At 60.5% G+C, this 20,864-nt stretch carries 18 protein-coding genes and 5 tRNA genes; 5 read left to right on the forward strand and 18 right to left on the reverse strand.

From position 1 onward, the window contains the following. Nucleotides 1-6 precede the first annotated feature (6 nt). From DXD77_RS03920 to dnaB, 5 genes are all read right to left on the reverse strand, one after another. Nucleotides 7-1,779: an ABC transporter ATP-binding protein gene (locus tag DXD77_RS03920; protein WP_117647785.1), complete on the reverse strand. Its 1,773-nt coding sequence runs from the start codon at nt 1,777-1,779 to the stop codon at nt 7-9. A gap of 184 nt (nt 1,780-1,963) precedes the next feature. Further along, nucleotides 1,964-2,659 (reverse strand): NUDIX domain-containing protein, encoded by a 696-nt coding sequence (locus DXD77_RS03925; protein ID WP_199408997.1) that lies wholly within the window; start codon nt 2,657-2,659, stop codon nt 1,964-1,966. Between the two features lie 21 nt (nt 2,660-2,680). Continuing rightward, nucleotides 2,681-3,985, reverse strand: a complete 1,305-nt coding sequence (gene purD, locus DXD77_RS03930; protein WP_117647786.1) for a phosphoribosylamine--glycine ligase — start codon at nt 3,983-3,985, stop codon at nt 2,681-2,683. Nucleotides 3,986-4,103: 118 nt separating this feature from the next. Further along, entirely contained in the window at nt 4,104-5,390 is a 1,287-nt protein-coding gene (locus tag DXD77_RS03935; RefSeq protein WP_055251352.1) for an adenylosuccinate synthase, read from the reverse strand. 93 nt (nt 5,391-5,483) lie between these two features. Further along, the gene (gene dnaB, locus DXD77_RS03940; RefSeq protein WP_117647787.1) at nt 5,484-6,881 is read right to left on the reverse strand and encodes a replicative DNA helicase; all 1,398 of its coding nucleotides are present in this window, start codon (nt 6,879-6,881) and stop codon (nt 5,484-5,486) included. 190 nt (nt 6,882-7,071) lie between these two features. Between dnaB and DXD77_RS03945 the strand changes: the two genes are divergently transcribed. Further along, the gene (locus DXD77_RS03945) at nt 7,072-7,566 is read left to right on the forward strand and encodes a nucleotidyltransferase domain-containing protein (protein ID WP_117629780.1); all 495 of its coding nucleotides are present in this window, start codon (nt 7,072-7,074) and stop codon (nt 7,564-7,566) included. A gap of 71 nt (nt 7,567-7,637) precedes the next feature. On the opposite strand, the gene DXD77_RS03950 is transcribed toward DXD77_RS03945, so the two are convergent. The 5 genes from DXD77_RS03950 to rpsF form a co-directional block, all read right to left on the reverse strand. After that, nucleotides 7,638-8,720, reverse strand: a complete 1,083-nt coding sequence (locus DXD77_RS03950; RefSeq protein WP_158549079.1) for an IS1595 family transposase — start codon at nt 8,718-8,720, stop codon at nt 7,638-7,640. 217 nt (nt 8,721-8,937) lie between these two features. After that, nucleotides 8,938-9,477, reverse strand: a complete 540-nt coding sequence (gene rplI, locus DXD77_RS03955) for a 50S ribosomal protein L9 (RefSeq protein WP_117647790.1) — start codon at nt 9,475-9,477, stop codon at nt 8,938-8,940. Nucleotides 9,478-9,492: 15 nt separating this feature from the next. Further along, on the reverse strand, nt 9,493-9,759 hold the full coding sequence (gene rpsR, locus DXD77_RS03960; RefSeq protein WP_006235829.1) for a 30S ribosomal protein S18: 267 nt from the start codon (nt 9,757-9,759) through the stop codon (nt 9,493-9,495). 72 nt (nt 9,760-9,831) lie between these two features. After that, nucleotides 9,832-10,284, reverse strand: coding sequence for a single-stranded DNA-binding protein (locus DXD77_RS03965; protein WP_006235830.1), 453 nt, complete (start codon nt 10,282-10,284; stop codon nt 9,832-9,834). 48 nt (nt 10,285-10,332) lie between these two features. After that, nucleotides 10,333-10,626: a 30S ribosomal protein S6 gene (gene rpsF, locus DXD77_RS03970; protein ID WP_117647792.1), complete on the reverse strand. Its 294-nt coding sequence runs from the start codon at nt 10,624-10,626 to the stop codon at nt 10,333-10,335. 504 nt (nt 10,627-11,130) lie between these two features. Here rpsF and DXD77_RS03975 point away from each other — a divergent pair. The 4 genes from DXD77_RS03975 (at nt 11,131) to DXD77_RS03990 (ending at nt 13,731) form a co-directional block, all read left to right on the forward strand. Further along, nucleotides 11,131-11,221: transfer RNA gene (locus DXD77_RS03975), tRNA-Ser, on the forward strand. Between the two features lie 48 nt (nt 11,222-11,269). After that, nucleotides 11,270-11,360: transfer RNA gene (locus DXD77_RS03980), tRNA-Ser, on the forward strand. Between the two features lie 447 nt (nt 11,361-11,807). Beyond that, nucleotides 11,808-12,479, forward strand: a complete 672-nt coding sequence (locus DXD77_RS03985; RefSeq protein WP_233506731.1) for a trimeric intracellular cation channel family protein — start codon at nt 11,808-11,810, stop codon at nt 12,477-12,479. A gap of 106 nt (nt 12,480-12,585) precedes the next feature. Continuing rightward, nucleotides 12,586-13,731, forward strand: a complete 1,146-nt coding sequence (locus tag DXD77_RS03990) for a polymer-forming cytoskeletal protein (protein ID WP_117564022.1) — start codon at nt 12,586-12,588, stop codon at nt 13,729-13,731. Nucleotides 13,732-13,860: 129 nt separating this feature from the next. Here the strand turns inward: DXD77_RS03990 and typA are convergent, their stop codons facing one another. From typA to gyrA, 8 genes are all read right to left on the reverse strand, one after another. Next, nucleotides 13,861-15,699 (reverse strand): translational GTPase TypA, encoded by a 1,839-nt coding sequence (gene typA, locus DXD77_RS03995; protein WP_055287536.1) that lies wholly within the window; start codon nt 15,697-15,699, stop codon nt 13,861-13,863. A 117-nt stretch (nt 15,700-15,816) separates the two neighbouring features. Continuing rightward, on the reverse strand, nt 15,817-16,266 hold the full coding sequence (locus DXD77_RS04000) for a hypothetical protein (RefSeq protein ID WP_055251344.1): 450 nt from the start codon (nt 16,264-16,266) through the stop codon (nt 15,817-15,819). 30 nt (nt 16,267-16,296) lie between these two features. After that, nucleotides 16,297-16,653: a hypothetical protein gene (locus tag DXD77_RS04005; RefSeq protein WP_117647793.1), complete on the reverse strand. Its 357-nt coding sequence runs from the start codon at nt 16,651-16,653 to the stop codon at nt 16,297-16,299. Between the two features lie 30 nt (nt 16,654-16,683). Then, nucleotides 16,684-17,184 (reverse strand): bifunctional nuclease family protein, encoded by a 501-nt coding sequence (locus DXD77_RS04010; RefSeq protein WP_117647795.1) that lies wholly within the window; start codon nt 17,182-17,184, stop codon nt 16,684-16,686. Between the two features lie 159 nt (nt 17,185-17,343). Beyond that, nucleotides 17,344-17,420: transfer RNA gene (locus DXD77_RS04015), tRNA-Ile, on the reverse strand. 4 nt (nt 17,421-17,424) lie between these two features. Continuing rightward, nucleotides 17,425-17,500, reverse strand: a tRNA-Ala gene (locus DXD77_RS04020). Between the two features lie 67 nt (nt 17,501-17,567). Next, nucleotides 17,568-17,644 (reverse strand) — tRNA-Ile (locus DXD77_RS04025). Between the two features lie 300 nt (nt 17,645-17,944). Next, nucleotides 17,945-20,656 (reverse strand): DNA gyrase subunit A, encoded by a 2,712-nt coding sequence (gene gyrA, locus DXD77_RS04030; protein ID WP_199408999.1) that lies wholly within the window; start codon nt 20,654-20,656, stop codon nt 17,945-17,947. Between the last annotated feature and the right edge of the window lie 208 nt (nt 20,657-20,864).

Here is a 20,864-nt window from a genome sequence, read left to right on the forward strand (position 1 = left end):
TATCAATCAGTCGAGCTCGTGCGCACGCGCACCTTCGAACTGCATTCGATAGTAACGGGCATAGGTGCCGCCACGGGCGAGAAGCTCCTCGTGCGTGCCACGCTCCACAACGCGACCATGCTCAACGGTCGCAATCTCATCGGCATGCTTAATGGTCGAAAGACGATGGGCGATGATAATCGTGGTGCGGCCGCGTGCCAGCTCTTCGAGTGACTCCTGCACCGCCTCCTCGCTCTCGTTATCCAAAGCACTCGTCGCCTCGTCCAAAATCAGGATCTTGGGGTTCTTGAGAAACACGCGCGCGATGGCGACGCGCTGTTTCTGTCCGCCCGAAAGACGGCTGCCGCGCTCGCCCACGACCGTGTCATAGCCCTGTGGAAGCGACTCGATGAAGGCATCGATATTGGCGCGGCGGGCGGCCTCGGCGACCTCTTCTGCCGTGGCGCCCGGCTTGCCGTAGGCGATGTTCTCGCCAATCGTACCGTCAAACAGGTAGACATCCTGCTGCACCAGGCCAATAGCACGGCGCAAACTCTGTTGCGTCACATCGCGCACGTCCTGGCCGTCGATGCTAATGGATCCGGCAGCCACGTCATAAAAGCGCGGCAGCAGCGAACAGGTCGTGGACTTGCCACCGCCCGAAGGGCCAACCAAAGCGATGGTCTGCCCGGGCTTGATGGACAGATTCATATGGTCGATAACGGGACGCTCTTCGGCATCGCCCTCGCCCAGCTCAACGTCCTCGTAGTTAAAGCACACGTCGTGATAATCCACGGCGCCGGCGGTCACCTGCAGATCCGTGGCGCCCGGCTTGTCCTGGATATCCGGCGCGGTCGAGAGCACCTCGTCCATACGCTTAAAGCCAGCGATGGCCTTCTGATACATTTCGGCCGAATTGACGAGTGTCTCGAGCGGCGTGCAGAACAGCGAAATATAGAGCGCAAAGGTCGCCATATCGACCGCCTGCAGCTGTCCCTGGGCGACCAGCCAACCGCCCAGCAGCACCACGATCACGTACAACACGCCCGAGAGCAGGCCATACGTCGCAGTGTAGACGCCCATGGCGTGATACATATTCTCCTTGGACGAAAGATAGCGGTCGTTAGAGGCGCGGAACTTGGAGCGCTCAGCTTCCTCGTTCGCAAAACTCTTGACCACGCGCATGCCTGCCAGCGAATCCTGCAGCTGAGCATTAATACCGCTGATCTTTTTGCGGTTGTCGCTAAAGACCTCGCGCATGCGCATGTTCTGCCAAAACATGATGACCGCAAAAGCCGCCGTCACTACGGCCATGGCGAGAGCCAGCACCGGGGCAATAGCAAAGAGGATCACAAACGAGCCGACGATCTCGATGCCGCAGATGATAATCCACTCGGGCACGTGGTGTGCCGCCTCGCAGATATCGAACAGGTCGTTGACCACGCGGCTCATCATGTCACCCGAGCTGTTACGATCGAAGTACGCAAAGCTAAAGCGCTCGTACTGATCGAACAGGTCCTCGCGCATCTTGGACTCCATGCGCGCGCCCATCACGTGGCCCCAGTAACTCACAAAGTAGCGACAGGCGCAACGGATGGCATACATCAGTACCAGGCCAACCGCGATCATACCGAGCGCCTGCATAATAGCAGCCTGACCCTGGGTAAAGAGCCCGCCGGTCAGATTGCGCAGAATGATAGGAAACGCCAGATCGATGGCGGCAAGCACCAGGGCACAAACAGTATCGGCAACAAAAAGCCCCATCTGGGGCTTGTAATACGAAAGAAACCTCTTAAACATAATCACCTTACGCGGTTTTACCAAACCGCGTTTCGTCTCGACGCTGCAAGTGCTCCATTTGGACAATCTGGCCTTCAATCGTCGGTCGCGTATATCCATACGCTTCCCTCCTCTTTTAGGCCACCTTGTCTCAAATGGAGCACTTTCGCTGACTTACACAAACCTGCGGGATCATCCCCGCTCGTTAAAGCTCCGCACCCCCAAGGCGATGCGCGATGCTATCGCAGGCCAAGGCGCCCACGACGGTCTTGGCGTCTTCGATCTTGCCGTCGAGCACGGCGTCGATCAGCTCGTGCAGCGGCACCAGGTCCACGTTGACAAACTCGTCATCATCGGGGTTGGGCGCATCAAACTCGAGCTTGGTAGCCAAGTAGATGTGGATGATCTCATCGCAAAAACCGCAGGACGTGACAATCGACGTCAAAAAGCGAATGCGACCAGCCCTAAAGCCCGTCTCCTCATGCAGCTCGCGTTTGGCGCAATCGAGCGGGTCCTCGCCTGGATCGAGCTTGCCGGCGGGAATCTCGACCGTCACGCGGTCGATAGCGGTGCGGTACTGACGCACCAGTACGATCTTGCCGCTCTCGGTCAGCGCCACAACGGCCGCCGCACCCGGATGGCGAACGATATCGCGGGCGCTGCGGCGACCGTTGGGCAGCTCAACCTCAAGACGGTGGACGTCGAGGATCTTGCCCTTCCAGGCGCACTCCTCCGAAAGAATCTTCTCGTGCAGCTCGACATCGTGCGGGTCGTCGTCGCCCAACACCAGCGCCGGCTCGTCAGCGACCTCGCCACCAGGCTCGCCCTCGGCGTGCCCATACATGCGGCTGTCCTCCTCGACGATCTGCGCATCCACGAGCTCTTCGTTCTTCTCGTCCATCCGTCTCATTCCTCTCGGATTTTAGGCATCCCAGGCGTCGCGGCCGCGCAGCGCGCGCAGGCCGATGTCGTGGCGCAGGGTCTTGCCTTCAAAAGCAATCTTCTCGCAGGCCTCGTAGGCAAGGTTGCGAGCGTTCTCGAACGTGTCACCCAGAGCGGTCACGGCAAGCACGCGGCCACCATTGGTCACGAGCTGGCCGTCCACCACGGCAGTGCCCGCGTGGTACACGGTCACGTTCTCCATGGCCTCGGCATCCTCAATACCAGTGATGACCTTGCCCTTCTCGTAGCTGCCGGGATAGCCCGCGCTCGTCAGGACAACGGCCACAGCCCACTCGTCACGCCAGTCGAGCTCAATCTGATCGAGCTCGCAGTTGGCGCAGGCGAGCATGACCTCAACCAGGTCGTTCTTAAGGCGCGGCAGCACGACCTGCGTCTCGGGGTCGCCAAAGCGGGCATTGAACTCCAGCACCTTGGGGCCGGCAGGCGTGAGCATAAAGCCGCCATACAGGCAGCCGCGGTAGTCGATGCCCTCGGCAGCAAGCTCGGCAACGGTCTGCTCCATGACCGCCACCATGGTGGCGTGCTCCTCGTCGGTCACGATGGGCACCGGGCTGTAGACGCCCATGCCGCCGGTGTTGGGGCCCTTGTCGCCCTCGAGGGCGCGCTTGTGGTCCTGCGAGGTGGCCATGGGGCGCACGGTCTTGCCGTCGGTAAAGGCGAGCAGCGAGCACTCGGGACCAACGAGCATCTCCTCGATAACCACGGTGTTGCCGGCATCGCCAAAGGTGCCGCCAAAGCACTCGCGCACGGCCTCCTCGGCCTGCTCAAGTTCGGTCGCCACGATAACGCCCTTGCCCGCGGCAAGGCCGTCGGCCTTCACGACCAGCGGAGCGCCCTGCTCGCGCACGTAGGCGAGAGCCGAAGCCTCGTCGGTAAACGAACCATAGGCTGCCGTCGGAATGCCCGCACGCTCCATGAGCTGCTTGGAGAATAGCTTGGAGCCCTCCATCTGGGCACCCTCGGCACCCGGGCCAAAGCAGGGAATACCCGCCGCGCGCACGGCGTCGGCCACGCCCGCCACGAGCGGAGCCTCGGGGCCAATTACCACGAGTCCGCATCCGTGGCTCTGCGCAAACGCCGCCACGGCCGCAGGATCGCAATCGTCGAGAACAACGTTCTCGCCACAGCTCGCGGTGCCGCCGTTGCCCGGCGCGATGTAGAGCTTGCCGGCGCGCGGTGATGCTGCGAGCTTAGCTGCCAAAGCATGCTCACGGCCGCCGCTGCCCAACAACAGGATGTCGATGGTTTGAGTGTCCGCCTTCAAGGGTGCCTCCTCTATGGATGAATGGCCCGCTCCGCGCGAGCCCTTTGCAAGCAAATATACCCCTCGGCCGCCCGTCCGGGCTGCAAAGGGGTATATCGCAATAACCAAATAGTCCCGATTACTTCCAGAATCGGTTGATGATCTGCTCGCGACCAGCGCCAACGCCAATGAACGTCACGCGGGTGTGTGCCAGATCCTCGATAAACGCCACGTAGTCCTGAGCCTCTTGCGGCAGCTCATCAAAGCTGCGACAACCGGTGATGTCGCACTTCCAGCCGGGGAGTTCCTCGTAGATGGGCTTGGCATGCTCAAAGCGCACCTGATGCTCGGGCACGCTGGTGTAGCGCTCGCCATCGACGTCGTAGGCCACGCACACCTTGATGGTGTCGAAGGCCGAAAGCACGTCGAGCTTGGTCAGGGCGATATCGGTGAGGCCGTTGACGCGCGAGGCGTAGTTGGCGATGGGGCCGTCGAACCAGCCGCAGCGACGACGGCGACCGGTGGTCACGCCGTACTCATAGCCCTCCTCGGTCAGCGTGTGACCGGCCTCGGACTCATAGGAAAGCTCGGTGGGCATGGGGCCCGAACCGACGCGGGTGATATAGGCCTTCATGACGCCCAGCACGCGGTCGACGTTCTTCATGCCCACGCCGGAGCCGGTGATGGCGCCGCCGGCGGTGCAGTTGGAAGACGTCACGTACGGATAGGTGCCGTGATCGATGTCGAGCAGCGTCGCCTGGGCGCCCTCAAACAGCAGGTCCTTGCCCTCATCGATCATGTTGTTGAGCAGCAGGCTCGTCTCGGTGATGTAGGGGCGCAGACGCTCGGCCATGGGCAGGTACTCGTCGCAAATCTGGTCCACGGTGTAGGTGGGCAGGTTGTAGATGAGCTCGAGCTCAGGGTTCACGCGGGCGAGAGCGGTCTCCAGCTTGTCGCGGAACAGCGCCTCGTCCAGCATGTCCTGCATGCGCAGACCAATGCGGGCCATCTTGTCCTGATAGCACGGACCGATACCGCGCTTGGTGGTACCGATGTTCTTCTTGCCGAGCTTCTGCTCAAAGGCGCCATCCAGATCGATGTGATACGGCATGATGACATGCGCGTTGCCGCTGATCTTGAGATTCTTGGTGGTGATGCCGTCGGCCTCGAACATGTCGATCTCCTCAAGGACAACCTTGGGGTTGACGACGCAGCCGTTACCGATCACCGACACGTGGTCGGAATACATGATGCCGGAGGGCACCTGGTGCAGGCCGTACTTCTTGCCGTTGACGACGATGGTGTGGCCGGCGTTGTTGCCGCCCGAGTAGCGCACGACGGCATCGAAGTCGCCGGCGACCAGGTCGCAGATCTTACCCTTGCCCTCATCGCCCCACTGGGCACCGACCAAAACGGTTGACGGCATGTTTACTCCTTACATTCATGGACTGTCTACGCGCCACGCCGGCACGCAGAAGCACAAAACATTCCCAGTATACCCGTGCAACGGGCGCCTGTCCTACTCCTCGGCATGTGCCCCATCAAGCTCATAGAACTTGGTGGATGCCGGCAGGAACATCAGGTCGACGTCGCCGATCGGGCCCGAACGGTTCTTGGCCACGACGATACGCGTAACGCCCTCGTCGGGTCGATCGTCGCGCGAGGCTTCGGCCTCGTCGGCGGAGCGGTCCAAGAACATAACGATATCGGCGTCCTGCTCGATGGAGCCCGATTCACGAAGGTCGGAAAGCTGCGGGCGCTTGCCGGTACGGGATTCGACCTGACGCGAGAGCTGCGACAGCGCGATGAGCGGGATCTTGAGTTCCTTGGCCATAATCTTTAAGCCACGAGACATCTCGGAGACCTCGACGGTGCGGCTCTCGGAACGGCGTCCCGGCGGAGGACTCACCAGCTGCAGGTAGTCCAAGATAATGATGGCCTTCTCCTTGTTGTGGAGCATGCGGCGGCTCTTGGCGCGAATCTCGGTCACCGTGGTGCCGGGCGTATCGTCAATCAGAATATCAAGCTTGGACAAGGTCTGCGTGGCCTCGTTGATATTGGCCCACTGCTCGGGGCTAATGCGACCCATGCGAAAATCACTGATCGAAATCATGGCATAGGCGCAAATCAGACGCTGGGCAATTTCCTTGCCCGACATCTCCAGCGAGAAAAAGCCGACGGTGTAGCCCGCAGCGGCGGCATTGAGCGCCAGGTTTAGAGCGAACGAGGTCTTACCCACGGCGGGGCGGGCGCCGATAATGATGAGCTGGCCCTCACGGAAGCCCATAAGCATGCGGTCGAGTGACGGGAAGCCCGTGGGAACGCCCACTGCCTGGCCACCGGCCTGGCACACTTCCTCGGCCTCGTTATAGGCCTCGACCATAAACTCGGTCAGTGTCTTGTAGCTCGACTTAACCTCGCGCGCCGTAACCTTGAGCAGCTTGCTCTCGGCCAGCTCCACGACCTCTTTGGTATCGGTGGGGGCGTTGTAGGCCAGCGCGTTAATCTCGTTGGTGGCACCAATCAGCTCACGCAGCATCGAATCGCGACGAACGATGGCGGCATGGTGCTGCCAGTTGACGAGCGACAGGGTCTGACCCATCAGCTCCAAAATGTACGCCTCGCCGCCCACGGCATCGAGCTTGTTGATGCTTCGCAGGTAATCGATCAGCGAGATGGAGTCGATGGGAATGCGACTGTTGTACATATCGACCATCGCGGTATAGATGGTCTTATGAATGGGCCGGTAGAAATCATCGGGCTGCAGCTCGACCTGGGCTTCTTCGACCACCTCGGGCGATAGCAGCATGGCGGCCAGTACGTTGGCCTCTGCATCTTGGTTTTGGGGGAGACCCAACTTGGAGCCGCGGTCCTCGACCGTCAGCCATGTCTCCCTATCGTCATATGCCATGAGCATCCTCATTCATATCGCTTGCGAGCATCCATAGTATCAGCCACAGCTTTAAATCGAGGCGCGCCTTAACAATCATCACCGAACCAAACGGATGAACGGTCCCTTATGTGCGTTGTGTTAGACCGCTTTGGATACTGGGACTTTTCCTATAATCTTTCTTGCTTAGATAGCAGGCGAAAGCGAAGGAGCTCCTATGGTCACCAAGGATGATGCGTGTTGGATAATCGGCCTTTCCGCAGGTGCGGGCATTGGCGTATACCTTGATGGCGGCTGGGGCATCGATGCGCTTGTCGGGCGTGAGACCAGGGCTCATAACGACATCGACCTGTTCGTTCAGCGCGGGGATTACCAAAGGTTCGTGGATCTAATTGCTGATGAGGGGTTTTCCGAGGTGGCTGCATCTTTCACCACCGAAGATCACACGGTGTGGCAAGACGAGGCGGGGCGCATCGTCGACCTGCATTGCTTCGATTTCGCCGAGAATGGCGATATTCTGTATCAGGGAGATCGTTTTCCCGGGGAGGTCTTTTCGGGGAGGGGGCGCATCGGCGAGGTGGAGGTGTCGTGCATCGACCCCGAAAGCCAGCTGTTGTTTCACTTGGGCTATCAGCATGACGAGCACGACGCCCACGATGTCATGCTCCTATGCCGTGAGTACGGTTTCGACGTTCCCGAAGAATATCGCTAGCTGTTGCTATTTGCATCGGGGCACGACTTCAGCGCTTGCCGCAGATGCGCTGCGCCAGACCGCCCTGGACATCACGCCACGCCGTATATGGCCCTCCGCGCACGCGAGTCCCATTTCGCCTGCTTGATCCAGTACTCGTAGAACGGATAGGGGGTCACCTTGTACTGGCGCCAGGTCTTCTCGTACGTGCCGCGGGCTGCCTGCCTCACTATGAGCTCGGCGAGCTCGTCCGCGCTCCTGCGGACCTTGAAGCACCATGTCCACTTGAACCAGGCGAGGTAGTTCTCGAGGCGTCTCGTGGAGACACCCCGGAACCTGCCGATGAAGTGCCTCATCTGGGAGTGGAGGCTGTTCACCCTGTTGATGGCGTGCTCCTCCCTCTTGCTGGCGATGTGCGCGCCGACGCCGAGGGCGGGCAGGACGCGGCGGTACACGTGCGCACGGTCCGTCGAGATTATCGCGCCGACCGCGAGCTTGTCGGCGAGCAGCTCCCTGGCTGCCGCCTCGTCGAGGCCGCCCCTCCCCGCGATCTCGTAGAAGATGTCGCCGGCGTCGTTGATGCCGGTGAGCACGCATATCTTCTCGTGCCCGTCGGTTCCCTGCGACCTTGTGCGGGGCTTCCTGGGCATGCCGGACTCCGACCTGGAGCGGTTTCCCTTGAAGCTCTCCCTGAAGAAGCACTCGTCGAGCTCGGCCCCGCCGCCGGCCTCCACGCGGAAGGCGGGCATGCGCTTGGCCATGGCCTCGAGCAGCCTGTGGCGCATGAAGAACGCCGTCTTGAGGCACACGCCGCACTTTTCCGCCGACTCGCGCAGCGGGAGCATGTCCACGTGGCACTCCGCGAACCTCATCCAGGCCGACCTGTCGAGCTTGGTGGTGGAGAAGACGCGCATGGTGGCGTCGGTGAAGGTCCTGGCGCACCCTCGGCAGAGGAACCGCTGACGGCCGCTCCCGTCTCGCCCCCTCTTCACGTAATGCGGGGAGCCGCACCAGGGGCAGGCTCTGTCGGGATCGTCTTCCGCCCCCTCGCTTGCCGCGAGTTCGAAAAGCTCCGCGTCTATCAGCGCCTTGAGCGATCTCAGGGCCCTGCTCTTCTCGGCAGCCGTCATCTGCGGGAGGAACTGCCTCGTCAGCTGGGTGAGCACGTCTTCCATTGCAACCTCCATCTCTCCTGATGATGGAATTGTCGCAACCGGGGCCCCGTCGCGTGTACTGCGTGCAGGACACTTATCCAAAGTGGTCTAACACAACGCTTATGTGGGACTGCATCTCAATGTATGACGTGACACCCACTCAGCGCAAAAAATAAAAGGGCGCCCCGGTCTCTCAGAGCGCCCTTCTTAGAACAAGATTGTTGCGTTGCAGCAAATGCTACTCGGCAGCAGCCTCGGTCTCGACCTCGGCGGTCTCGGCCTCGGCGACCTCAGCGGCCTCCTCGACCTCAGCATCGGCAGCGAGCTCCTCGGCGGTAACGCCGACGAGAACGACAACCTCGGCCTTGATCTCGCGGTACAGCGAGATGGCAACGGTGTGGGCACCGGCAACCTTGATGGGCTTGCCGAGCTCGACGCGCTTGCGGTCGATGTCCATACCGAGCTGATCCTTGATGGCGTCAGCGATCATAGCGGCGGTGACGGAGCCAAAGAGGATGCCCTCGTCGCCGACCTTGACGTCAACGGTGACCTGCTTGCCCTCGAGGGCAGCCTTGGTCTCGTTGGCGGTAGCCAGACGGACGGCCTCGCGCTTGGCTATGTTGTTGCGACGCTCGTCAAGCTGCTTGAGGTTGCCCTTGGTGGCGGCAACAGCGAGCTTCTTGGGGAACAGGAAGTTCTCAGCGTAACCCTGAGCGACCTCTACGACGTCACCCTCGCCGCCCTTGCCCTTGATCTCATCGAGAAGAATAACCTTCATGATGCGTCTCCCTTCTTAGCCGCGGTCGCGGTTGCCACGAGAGGAAACCACGGGGACGGTGTACGGCAGGAGAGCCATCTCGCGGGCACGCTTGATGGCGTTGGCGATGTCATGCTGATGCTGCGTGCAAGCGCCAGTGACGCGACGGGGCTTGATCTTGCCACGGTCGGTCATGTACTTACGGAGAAGCTGAGTGTCCTTATAGTCGATGAACTCAGTGTTCTCCTTGCAGAACTGGCAGTACTTACGACGCGGCTGACGTGCAGAAAAATCATTAGCCATGTCAAAATACCTTTCATTTGGCAACTTCGGCGAACCGAAGCCGCCTCTCACTCAAAAATAGGTGAACAACCCTTAAAACGGGATGTCCTCATCGTAGACGTCGACCGCGGGCGGCGTAGCCACCGGTGCGGCAGGACGTGCTGCGGGCGCGGGAGCTGCGGGGGCGTAACCGCCCTGATCGTAGCCACCCTGGCCACCACGGGAGCTCATAAACTCAATCTCATCGACGATGACCTCAAGCTTGCTCCTGCGCTGACCGTCGCGCTCCCAAGAGCTGTAGCGCAGCTTGCCCTCGATCGCGACCTTGTTTCCCTTTGCCAGGAAACGGCTCACGGCCTCGGCGCGGGTGCCGAACATAGTGCAGTCGACAAAGTTGGGATAGTCCTCCCACTCGCCAGTCTGCGCATTGCGGCGGCGATCGTTCACGGCGACGCCAAAGGACAGAACCTGGGTTCCGCCGGCAGTGGCGCGCAGCTCGGGATCGCGGGTGAGGTTACCGGTGATGTTCACTCGATTGATGCTCATTACTCACTACTTCCTCTTGGGGCACAAGCCCAGTCCAAAACGACAGTCTTACTCCTGGTCGTCGCGACGGACGATCATGTGGCGGACCACAGCGTCGGTGATGCGCAGGACGCGATCAAGCTCGGCGATCTGGGTGGGATCTGCGTGGAAGTTGATGAGGGTGTAGTCACCATCGGTGAGGTCGTTGATCTCGTAGGCGAGCTTGCGCTTGCCCCACTCGTCAACGGAGTCGACCTTGCCAGCGCTCTCAGCGATCGTGGTATCGATACGCTTCATAACAGCGAGACGAGTCTCGGGGTCGAGCGACGGGTCAACAAAGAACAGCAGTTCATAAGCCTTCATATTGTCACCTCCTCTGGGCAAATGTGGCTTCAGGTCGTGAAGGTGCGCCTGAAGCAGGAAAAGACTTGGTAATAATATCTTTCAACCTCCCAGGCCGCAAGAATATGCAGCTACAACCTCATGACCTCCACATATGCCCATACTCGCACGACGCTTCATGCGCATTCCAACCAAATGCTGACCAAAAGCTTGACGGATCTGTGGACAAGATACGGTGCCGTGGGGACAAGCTGAGCCAAGCCGCAGGTTAACGGGCACAAGGCTGTGGTCGCAAAATGCATACCGGTGGTTCATAACATCGCTCAAAGATTTTTAAATTCATTGCCAAGTCGCTTATGAATACCCCTTTTGAACAATTGAGTTGATCAACCACGCTGGTCGGATGCCGTTTTTTGGCACCTCAAACCCCACTGCAGCGCCAAGCGCGGCCAAGCGTTTTAAAAAATGCCAACTTTTCTGTTTGCACTTTGCGATTCCTCGTGTATACTGACTTTCGCATTTAACGGAGAGTTGTCCGAGTGGCCGAAGGAGCACGATTGGAAATCGTGTAGGCGTCAAAAGCGTCTCCAGGGTTCAAATCCCTGACTCTCCGCCAGTTAATTCCAAAGCAGGCCTTCGAGCCTGCTTTGTTTTTACCCCACGCGGAGGGGTGGCAGAGTGGTTGAATGCGGCGGTCTCGAAAACCGTTTGGCCTGTATAAGGTCACGAGGGTTCGAATCCCTCCTCCTCCGCCATTTTGGTTGAGAAAGCTCCCGAAAACGGGGGCTTTTTTGGTTTAGAGTCCCTTACAAGCAAATACGGCGGAGGAGGAGGGATTCGAACCCGTCAGGACGCAAAGCGTAAAGAAAACGCGCCAGTGGCGCGTTTTTAGCGCAGCGCGGTCGGCGCAAGCCGACCGAATAAATTTTGAGCTCCGCTCAAAATTTGGACATCCCTCCTATTCAGCCACGTCCCCCATTGCTTTCGATTTCACCTTGAATCTCAAACATGTACATCACCCTCCAAAAACGACATTTTTCGGCATCTTTGGAGGCTGATGTACATGTTTGGTACCCATGACCGTTCCCAGTCCCTACCGTTTGCCGAGCAATAGGGTCTCAATCGCCGCCAACCATGTACTATGTACGGGCATTGTTCAAACCCGAGAATCAAAGGACCTCATCTTGCCCGTCGTCGCCGCTATGACTGTTACTTCACACGCCTCGGATGCCATGGTCGCTATCCCATTTTGGCTCGAGATGTTCGCCGTTGTCGCGGCATCGATCTCGGGCGTGCTGGTCGCTCGCGAGCACAAGCTCGACCTGGTGGGCGCGGTCGCGCTCGCGGTGGTCTGCGGTCTGGGAGGCGGTCTTTTGCGCGATATGACGCTCCAGGTCGGCAACGTCTACATCCTCAACCAGCCCATGGCACTACCGCTCTCCATCGCCACAGCCGCCATCATCTATATCTTCCCGGCAATCGTCGATAAGCCCGAAAAACTCATTCCCCTGCTCGACATCATCTCGGTCGGCATCTATGCAGCAACCGGCGCGGACAAGGCGTTGGTGTACGGATTTGCGCCCGCCGTATGTATCATGATGGGCTTCTTTACCGCCGTGGGCGGCGGCATGCTGCGCGACGGCTTTATGGGCGTGGTCCCGGGCATTTTCCAACGCACCAACTTCTATGCCATCGCGGCCATCGCCGGATCGGCAAGCTATGTAGCCCTCGTCATGAGCGGCCTCATGAGCAATGTTGCCGCGCTGGTCGTATGCGTTGTGGTGACCATGGGGCTGCGTTGGCTATCACTGCGCTTTGACATTAAAAGCCCTACCGAGGAAGACATCGCGCGCTTTTTGCACCGTAAAAAGTAGGTAGCACAGCACAACCCCTCGAAATGCAACCGAGAGATTCTTTTAGAGCGCCCGCGCGTTGGGTACCCTGTTAGATACCTGTCGAGTATCTAACGAAGGATTCACTATGCCTTGCAACCAAGTACCGTCGATCCGGCGCCACAAAGCGCAGGCCCGCATCACCATCCTATTCGCGCTGATTGCGCTCGCGCTCACCGCACTTCCCACGGTGTCGTTCGCCGGCACCGACACCGCGGGAAACGTGCTCGCAACCGAAGTTGACTCAACTCCGTCCGGTATCGAAGGCGACCTGTACTGGGCCGGCCAAAGTCTCAACCTAGACGACGCCTCCATCGGCCGCGATATTATCGCGGCGGGTGAGAACCTGTCGATTCGCGATTGCACCGTAGGCGGCGCCGTTCGTCTGGCGGCACGCACCATCGATATCGCCAAAACCGCAATCGATGGCAGCGTCACGGTGGCCGGCCAGCACGTCGTGCTCAACACCGGCAGCACCGCCAACTGTTTTTACGCGGCAGGCGAAACGGTCGCCCTGCGCGGCTCCGCCAAATCGGCGGCGCTTGCCGGCGACACCGTAACCATCGACGGCACCGTCGATGGCGATGTTGAGGTCTGGGCCGACAAGCTCATCCTGGGTAAAAACGCCCGCATCACCGGCACGGTGAACGCCCACGTCTCACAGGACCCCGAGCGGGCCGAGGGCGCCCAGGTCGGAGCTCTCAAGATCGACCGGACCGAGAACGAGAACACCTCTACGGCCAACGACATTATCGGCGGCATCGTTGCCGCGGCGCTTTCCACCTGCTTTGTCGCCATCCTGCTTGAGCTTGTCTTTCCACGCGCAACCGCCAGCGCTGCCGGCATGCTCCATCAGCGTCCCATGCCGCTGTGGGTAAGTGGTCTTCTGGGCACGGTCGCCGTCGCTCCCGCCGTGCTGCTGCTCATCATCTCGATTGCAGGCCTGTCGCTCGCCGCCGCCCTCATGTGCGGCGTCATCGGCATCGCTTTGGTCTCGGCGGCATTTACGGGCACCGCGGTCGCGCGCATGGTCGGACACAACCAAAACCGCTACGCCATGGCCGCCGTGGGCGGTATCGTCGCGGGCGCACTCACGGCACTTCCTCTTATGGGCAACTTTGTCAGCGGTGTAGCCTTCGTCTTCACGCTCGGCTACGCCATCCAGATCATCTGGCGCAACGCCCACCTCAAGCCGCAGCAGCCGGCTAACACGCCAGGACTCCCCACCGCCTAGCCGCCAACCACCACAAAAGGGCCAGGCACCTTTGTGGTGGCGCAAAGCAACCTGATCCCATTGCACCAAAAAGGGCGCCGACCATTGCGGTCGACGCCCTTTCTTATTGGCAGTTATAAGCCCCAGCGCTTATTTGTTGACCTGGCCGGCGCGGACGGCTGCCTTCTTACGGTCGGTGGCGTTGAGCAGACGCTTGCGCAGGCGGATGTTCTTGGGAGTAATCTCCACCAGCTCGTCGTCGGCGATGTACTCCAGCGCCTCCTCCAGAGAGAAGGTGCGAGGCGGCACCAGCTGCACGGAGATGTCGGAGGTCGAGGAACGCTGGTTGCCCAGGTTCTTGGTACGGGCGATGTTGACGACCATGTCGCCGGCCTTGCTGCGCTCGCCCACGATCATGCCCTCGTAGCACTCGGTGCCCGGCTCAACAAACAGCTGGCCGCGCTCCTGCAGCGTGCCCAGAGCGTAGGCGACGGCCTTCTCGGTGGTCATGGAGATCATGGCACCGTTCTGACGGTTGCCGATCTCGCCGGCGTAGGGACCGTACTCCAGGAAGGTGTGGTAGAACACGCCCTCGCCGTGGGTGACGTTCATGATGCGGTTCTTAAGGCCCATGATGCCACGCGTCGGGATCTTAAACTCAAGGTGCGTCACGATGCCCGAGGTATCCATGCTCGTCATGATACCGCCGGAGGTACCGAAGACCTCAACGACCTTGCCCGAGTACTCGTCCGGGCACTCGACGACGGCCTGCTCGACGGGCTCCATCTTGTTGCCGTTCTCGTCCTTCTTAAACAGAACGCGGGGACGGCCGACCTGGAACTCAAAGCCCTCGCGGCGCATGGACTCCATCAGGACGGACAGGTGCAGGATGCCGCGGCCCGAGACCTCGACGCCGCTCTTGTCCTCGAGCTCCTCGATCTTCATGGTCACGTTGTTCTCGGCCTCGTTGAACAGGCGCTCCTTGAGCTGACGGGCGCCCACGATGTCGCCGTCGCGACCGACGAGCGGGGAGGTCGAAGCCTCAAAGACGATGGACAGAGTCGGCGGGTCGATCTCGATGGGCTCGAGCTCAACGGGGTTCTCGGGGTCGGTGTAGACATCGCCGATATCGGTGCGGTCAATACCGACAACGGCGGCAATGTCGCCGGCGCCGACTTCCTGGCACTCGGTGCGGCCCAGGTAGTCGAAGGTAAAGAGCTGCTTGACGGTAGCAGTTGCGCTGGAGCCGTCGTTCTTGACAACCAGGATCTGATCGCCCTGGTGAATGGCGCCGGAATACACGCGACCGATGCCGATGCGGCCGACAAAGTTGGAGTGGTCGATGGTCACGCACTGCATGGCCAGCGGGGCGTTCTCGTCAACCTCGGGGGCGGGCATGTCGTCGATGATCATATCAAGCAGCGGATACATGTCCATGTTGCCGTCGTTGGGGTCAAGACGGGCAAAGCCGTTCATGGCGCTGGCGTAGACCACGTGCTCCATGGCGAACTCGAGCTGGTCGTCGGTGGCACCCAGGTCGGCCATAAGGTCCAGGCAGTCGTTGTAGGCCTTCTCGGGGTTGGCGCCCGGACGATCGATCTTGTTGATAACGATCATGATCTTGAGGCCGGTGTCGATAGCGTGACGCAGCACGAAGCGGGTCTGGGGCATGGGGCCCTCAAAAGCGTCAACCAGCAGCAGGGCGCCGTCGGCCATACGCAGCACGCGCTCGACCTCGCCGCCAAAGTCGGCGTGGCCCGGGGTGTCGATGACGTTGATCTTGACGTCCTTGTACTCGATAGAGATGTTCTTGGCGAGAATCGTAATGCCGCGCTCGCGCTCCTGGTCGTTGGAGTCCAGGACGCGGTCCTCGACCTGCTGGTTGGCACGGAAGGCGTCCGTGGCACGCAGGAGCTTGTCGACCATCGTCGTCTTGCCGTGGTCGACGTGGGCGATGATGGCGATGTTCCTCAGATTGTCTACGCGCATGTAGTTCCCCTATCTTCTATCCATATACAAACGGCACGCGTATGCGGCCCGCCCAGCGATACAACGCTCAGCGGGAATATTGAGCCTTTTACCGAAAACTCGTTTATTTTAGCGATTTTAGATAAGAGGGGTTTCCTCACCTGCAGGTTCAGGGTCGCTCCACATAAAACCATCGCCGGCACCCATGCCCTCATACAGCACGTATGCCGAAAAACCGCTCTCGAGCGCCGTCTCAAAGAAACTCACGAGCAGGGCGTCGTGATAGCCGCCGTCAATTTCGACACAACCGGTGTAGCCGATGGCATAGCGGGCGATGCGGCCCAGGCCCTCGTCCTTAAGACCCATCTTGTGCTCGGAGATAAAGTTGGTGGCAGCCTCGAGGCACGCCTCCTCGCCATCCTCATCGAGCGCCGCCAGATAACGGTTGGAAGCAGCGTCCTCGATCGCCACAACTACACCCGGATTCTCGCCGGCGGCAAGGTCGTCCAAGAACGCACCAATCAGGTCACACACCATGGCGTCGAGCTCGGCGGAGACGTTACCGGCGTCCTGCATATCCTGTGCCATCTTTAGACCTTCCCATCGAGTCTGGCGTCGTTACAGTTCTTGTGCCTCGGCAGCGATCTTGGCGGCAGCGTCGCGGGCGCGCATCATATCCATCGCGCGCTTGTCGAGTACCTTGATCTGGCTGGTCAGCATTACTGCATCGACCACACCCCAGATTACCAAGCCTGTTGAAATCGAAAACCCAAGCGCACCAACTGTACCACGAAGGCGCGAACAGATTGCCGCGACAAGGACGGAGACGACAACCATCTTGATAAACGAGCCGCGGCGCTCGCGAAGCGTGCGGGCCTGCGTCACATAGGCAATGCGAGCCGCCTCAGAAGCCTCCGAGCGCATCTGGGCTTCACGCGCGATGGCGGCCGCTTCAGCCGATACGCGGGTACCCATCAGCGACCTCTCCGCTCGCGTGCCAGACATTTAGAAGTCATCGGGGGAGAGCGTATGGACGAACTCGTCGAACTTCTCGAACTCCTGCTCGTCGTCGACATCCTCGGCGTGGGTGGAAACAGTGCCCAGGCGATTCATGATGTCGTCCTCCACAAACATGGGGGCATTGCTGCGCACGGCAAGGGCAATGGCGTCACTGGGGCGGGCGTCGATCTTGCGCTCGGCGCCATCGGCCAGTACGACGATCGTCGCGTAGAACACCGGCGGCTCGGCGCGAACGATCTCGATGCGCTCGAGCTTGGCGCCCAGGGCGTCAACGGTATCGAGCAGCAGGTCATGGGTAATCGGGCGCTCGGCGCGGCCGCTATCGATGCCGCGGCTGATGGCAGCAGCTTCAAACGAACCAGTCTGAATGGAAAGGGAGCGCAGTGGCGCGGGCGAGTCCGATTTGCTGCAGCGCTCGCGAAGCACGATAAGCGATGGCACGGGACCGGCGGCCATGACGATGGTCTCTATGTCGACACGAACCATGGAACACCTCCGGTACGTAGCGGTTAACACGCGGCAGCCCGCCGCATTGAATAGCTATACTACCCAATCTTTCGCCCAGCACACAAAACCAAAATGAGATTTATCGCAGACAAGAAAAAAGCCCCGAGGCAATTGCCCCGAGGCTCTTCACAGTTTTGATGGTGGACCTGACAAGATTCGAACTTGTGACCTCCCGGTTATCAGCCGGACGCTCTAACCAACTGAGCTACAGGTCCATCATGGTGGAGGTTAGGGGGATCGAACCCCTGACCTCAGGCTTGCAAAGCCCGCGCTCTCCCAGCTGAGCTAAACCCCCACGGAGACAGTAATAAACACCCCAGCGGCGACTCGGCTCTCGCTGGGGTGTTTATTGCGAAAGAAAGTGGTGGACCTGACAAGATTCGAACTTGTGACCTCCCGGTTATCAGCCGGACGCTCTAACCAACTGAGCTACAGGTCCATCGCGCAAGGGATATATTAGACGAGTCGTTACGCGCGCGTCAACAACTTTTTTGAAAATCTTTGGAGGGTGTTCGCCCTGGCCGCACGGCGGCATGTGAAGTCGCCTGCTCGGACAGTCCTGACTCGCGCAGAGAGCACATTAAGTGCTCTCTGGCTCGTGCGGAACTCGCGATCGACTTCACATGCCGCCGTGCGGCCGGGGCGTACGCGAGTCCCAAAGTTTTCAAAAAAGCGGTCGACGCGCAGTGCGCCGACCGCCGATATATGGGGTCTGATATTTTCTACCAGCTAGGGCCTCTTACTCGTCTAGGAGATCCTCTGGCATGTCGTTGCCGTCGCCTAGGTCGACTGGGGCCTCTTCGGTGTCGGCTGCGGCCTCGGCGCTTTCACCTTCGGGCTTCTCCTTGGCGGCCGTCATGCGGGCTACGGCGCAGATGCGGTCGTTGTCGTCGACGGTCATCATCTTGACGCCCTGGGTAGCGCGGCCAGTCTGGCTGATCTCATCGGTCTTGACGCGAATGACCGTCGCGCCCTCCGTCACGATGAACAGCTCGTGCTGCGGGCCCACCGTCTTCATGGCCGCGAGGTTACCCTTACGCTCGGTCATTTGGATGGTGTAGACGCCCTGGCCGCCGCGATTCTGCTCCGGGTAGTCCGCGACCGGCGTGCGCTTGCCGTAGCCGCGCTCGGTGATGACGAATAGATCGCCGTTGCCGTTAGTGACTTCCATGCCCAGAACGCTCACGCCGTCCTTCATACCGATACCGCGAACGCCGCTGGTATCGCGGCCGGTGGCGCGCACCTGCTCCTCGGAGAACATGATCGCCTTGCCCGCGGTGGTGGCCAGGATAATCTTGTCGCCCTCGCGCACGCGGCGCACGTTCAGCAGCGCGTCGTCGTCACGCAGGTTGATAGCGATCAGGCCGTCGCGACGGCTGCGGTCATATGCGCTCATCACGGTCTTCTTGACCATGCCGCTCTTGGTGGCAAACATCAGGTACTCGTCGGCAGGGAACTCGCGGCAGCTGATGACGCTCGCGATCTTCTCGCCCTCCTCGAAGGGCAGCAGGTTGACGATCGCGGTACCGCGCGCCTGGCGCGTACCCACCGGCAGCTCGTGCACCTTCAGGCGATAGACCTTGCCCTTGCTCGAGAAGAACAGCACGTACTCGTGCGTGGACGCGATGAACATCTCGTCGATGACATCGTCCTCTTTGAGGTTGACGCCCGACACGCCCTTGCCGCCGCGTTTCTGGGCGCGGTAGGCGGCCACCGGGATGCGCTTGACATAGCCGGTGTGGGTGATGGTCACGACCATGTCCTCGTCGGCAATGAGGTCCTCGACGTCCAGGTCCTTCTCGACCTGGCTGATCTCGGTGCGGCGCTTATCGCCAAACTTCTTGGAGATCTCGCGCATCTCTTCCTTAATGACGCCCAGGATCTTCTCCTCGTGCGCCAGCAGGTCCTCGTAGTAGGCGATGGCGCGGCGCAGGCCGTCCAGCTCTTCCTGAATCTTGTCGCGCTCCAGGCCAGTCAGGCGGCGCAGCTTCATCTCGAGGATGGCCGTGGTCTGCTCGGGCGTAAAGCCAAAGCGCTCGATCAGGCGGCTGCTGGCCTCAGAATCGGTCTGCGAGGAGCGAATGATGCTAATGACCTCGTCGATATGGTCGAGAGCCATCAAGTAGCCCTCAAGGATATGCGCGCGGGCCTGGGCCTTCTTAAGGTCGAAGCGGGTGCGGCGAGTGACGACGTCGACCTGGTGGTCGATGTAGTGCTGCAGCATCTCGCGCAGGCTCAGGCATTTGGGAACGCCGTTGACGAGCGCCAGGTTGTTGGCGCCGAAGGTCGTCTGCAGCGAGGTGTACTTATACAGGTTGTTGAGCACGACCTGCGGAATGACGCCCTTCTTGAGCTCGATGACCAGACGGATGCCCTTCTGGTTGGACTCATCGCGCATGTCCGAGATGCCCTCGATGCGCTTGTCGTTGACGAGCTGGGCGATCTTCTCCTGCAGGGTGCCCTTGTTGACCATGTAGGGAATCTCGGTAAAGACCAGGCGGTTGCGGCCGGTCTTGGTGGATTCCACGTGGGCCTTGGCGCGCACGGTAATGGAGCCGCGGCCGGTCTCGTAGCTCTGCTTAATGCCGGCGCTGCCCATGATGATAGCGCCGGTGGGGAAGTCCGGACCGGGCATGATCTGCATGAGCTCGTCGACAGTGGCGTCGGGATTATCGATCAGGTAGCAGGTGGCCTCAATCGCCTCGGTGAGGTTGTGCGGGGCGATGTTGGTGGCCATGCCGACGGCGATACCCTGGCTGCCGTTGACCAGCAGATTGGGGAAGCGCGCGGGCAGCGCCTGAGGCTCGGCGAGCGATTCGTCGTAGTTGGGCTGCCAGTCGACGGTATCCTTCTGCAGGTCACGCAGCAGCTCCATGGCGGGCTTTGCCAGGCGGCTCTCGGTGTAACGCATGGCAGCGGCGCCGTCGCCGTCGATGTTGCCGAAGTTGCCGTGGCCGTCGATGAGCGGCGTGCGCATGGAGAACCACTGCGCCAGGCGAACCATTGCCTCGTAGACCGCGAAGTCACCGTGCGGATGGTACTTACCGATAACTTCGCCGACCGTCCAAGCGGACTTCTTGTGCGGACGGTTGGGGTAGATGCCGCTCTCGTTCATCGCGTACAGGATGCGGCGGTGCACCGGCTTTAAGCCGTCGCGCACGTCCGGCAGGGCGCGCGCCGTGATGACCGACATCGAATACTCGATAAATGACTGCTTCATCTCGCGGCCAAACTCCGAAATCTGGAGCTGGCCGCCGTTTATATCCTCGCCGGCCGAGGCGCCACGATCGACTTCGCCAAAGCTCTCCTCGAGCTCACCGTCGTCGTCCTCTTCCTCGTCATCATCGGCATCGGGGTTATAGGCGTCAGGATCGCCGTCCTCGCCCTGCTCAGCACGGGCAAGCAGGCGCTTCAGATCGTCGGGCATGCCGGCATCGCCGGCCTCGCCCATACCCTCGTTATTGTTGATATCGTCTGCCACGTTACCTCCTCATGGTTTGCGTGGTCCATTAGTTCCCTACCACGGAGACGGATTACCGGGAATGCCGGATAACCCTCCTAGGTTTTCCAGGTGCCCCAGGTTGCCCTGAAGGATGAGGGCGCACGCCTTGCGTGCGGCGCCCGAAATCCTGAAGGGCAAGATGGGGTGCCTGGGAAAG

Source organism: Collinsella sp. TM09-10AT, assembly GCF_003436275.1.
Taxonomy (GTDB): domain Bacteria; phylum Actinomycetota; class Coriobacteriia; order Coriobacteriales; family Coriobacteriaceae; genus Collinsella.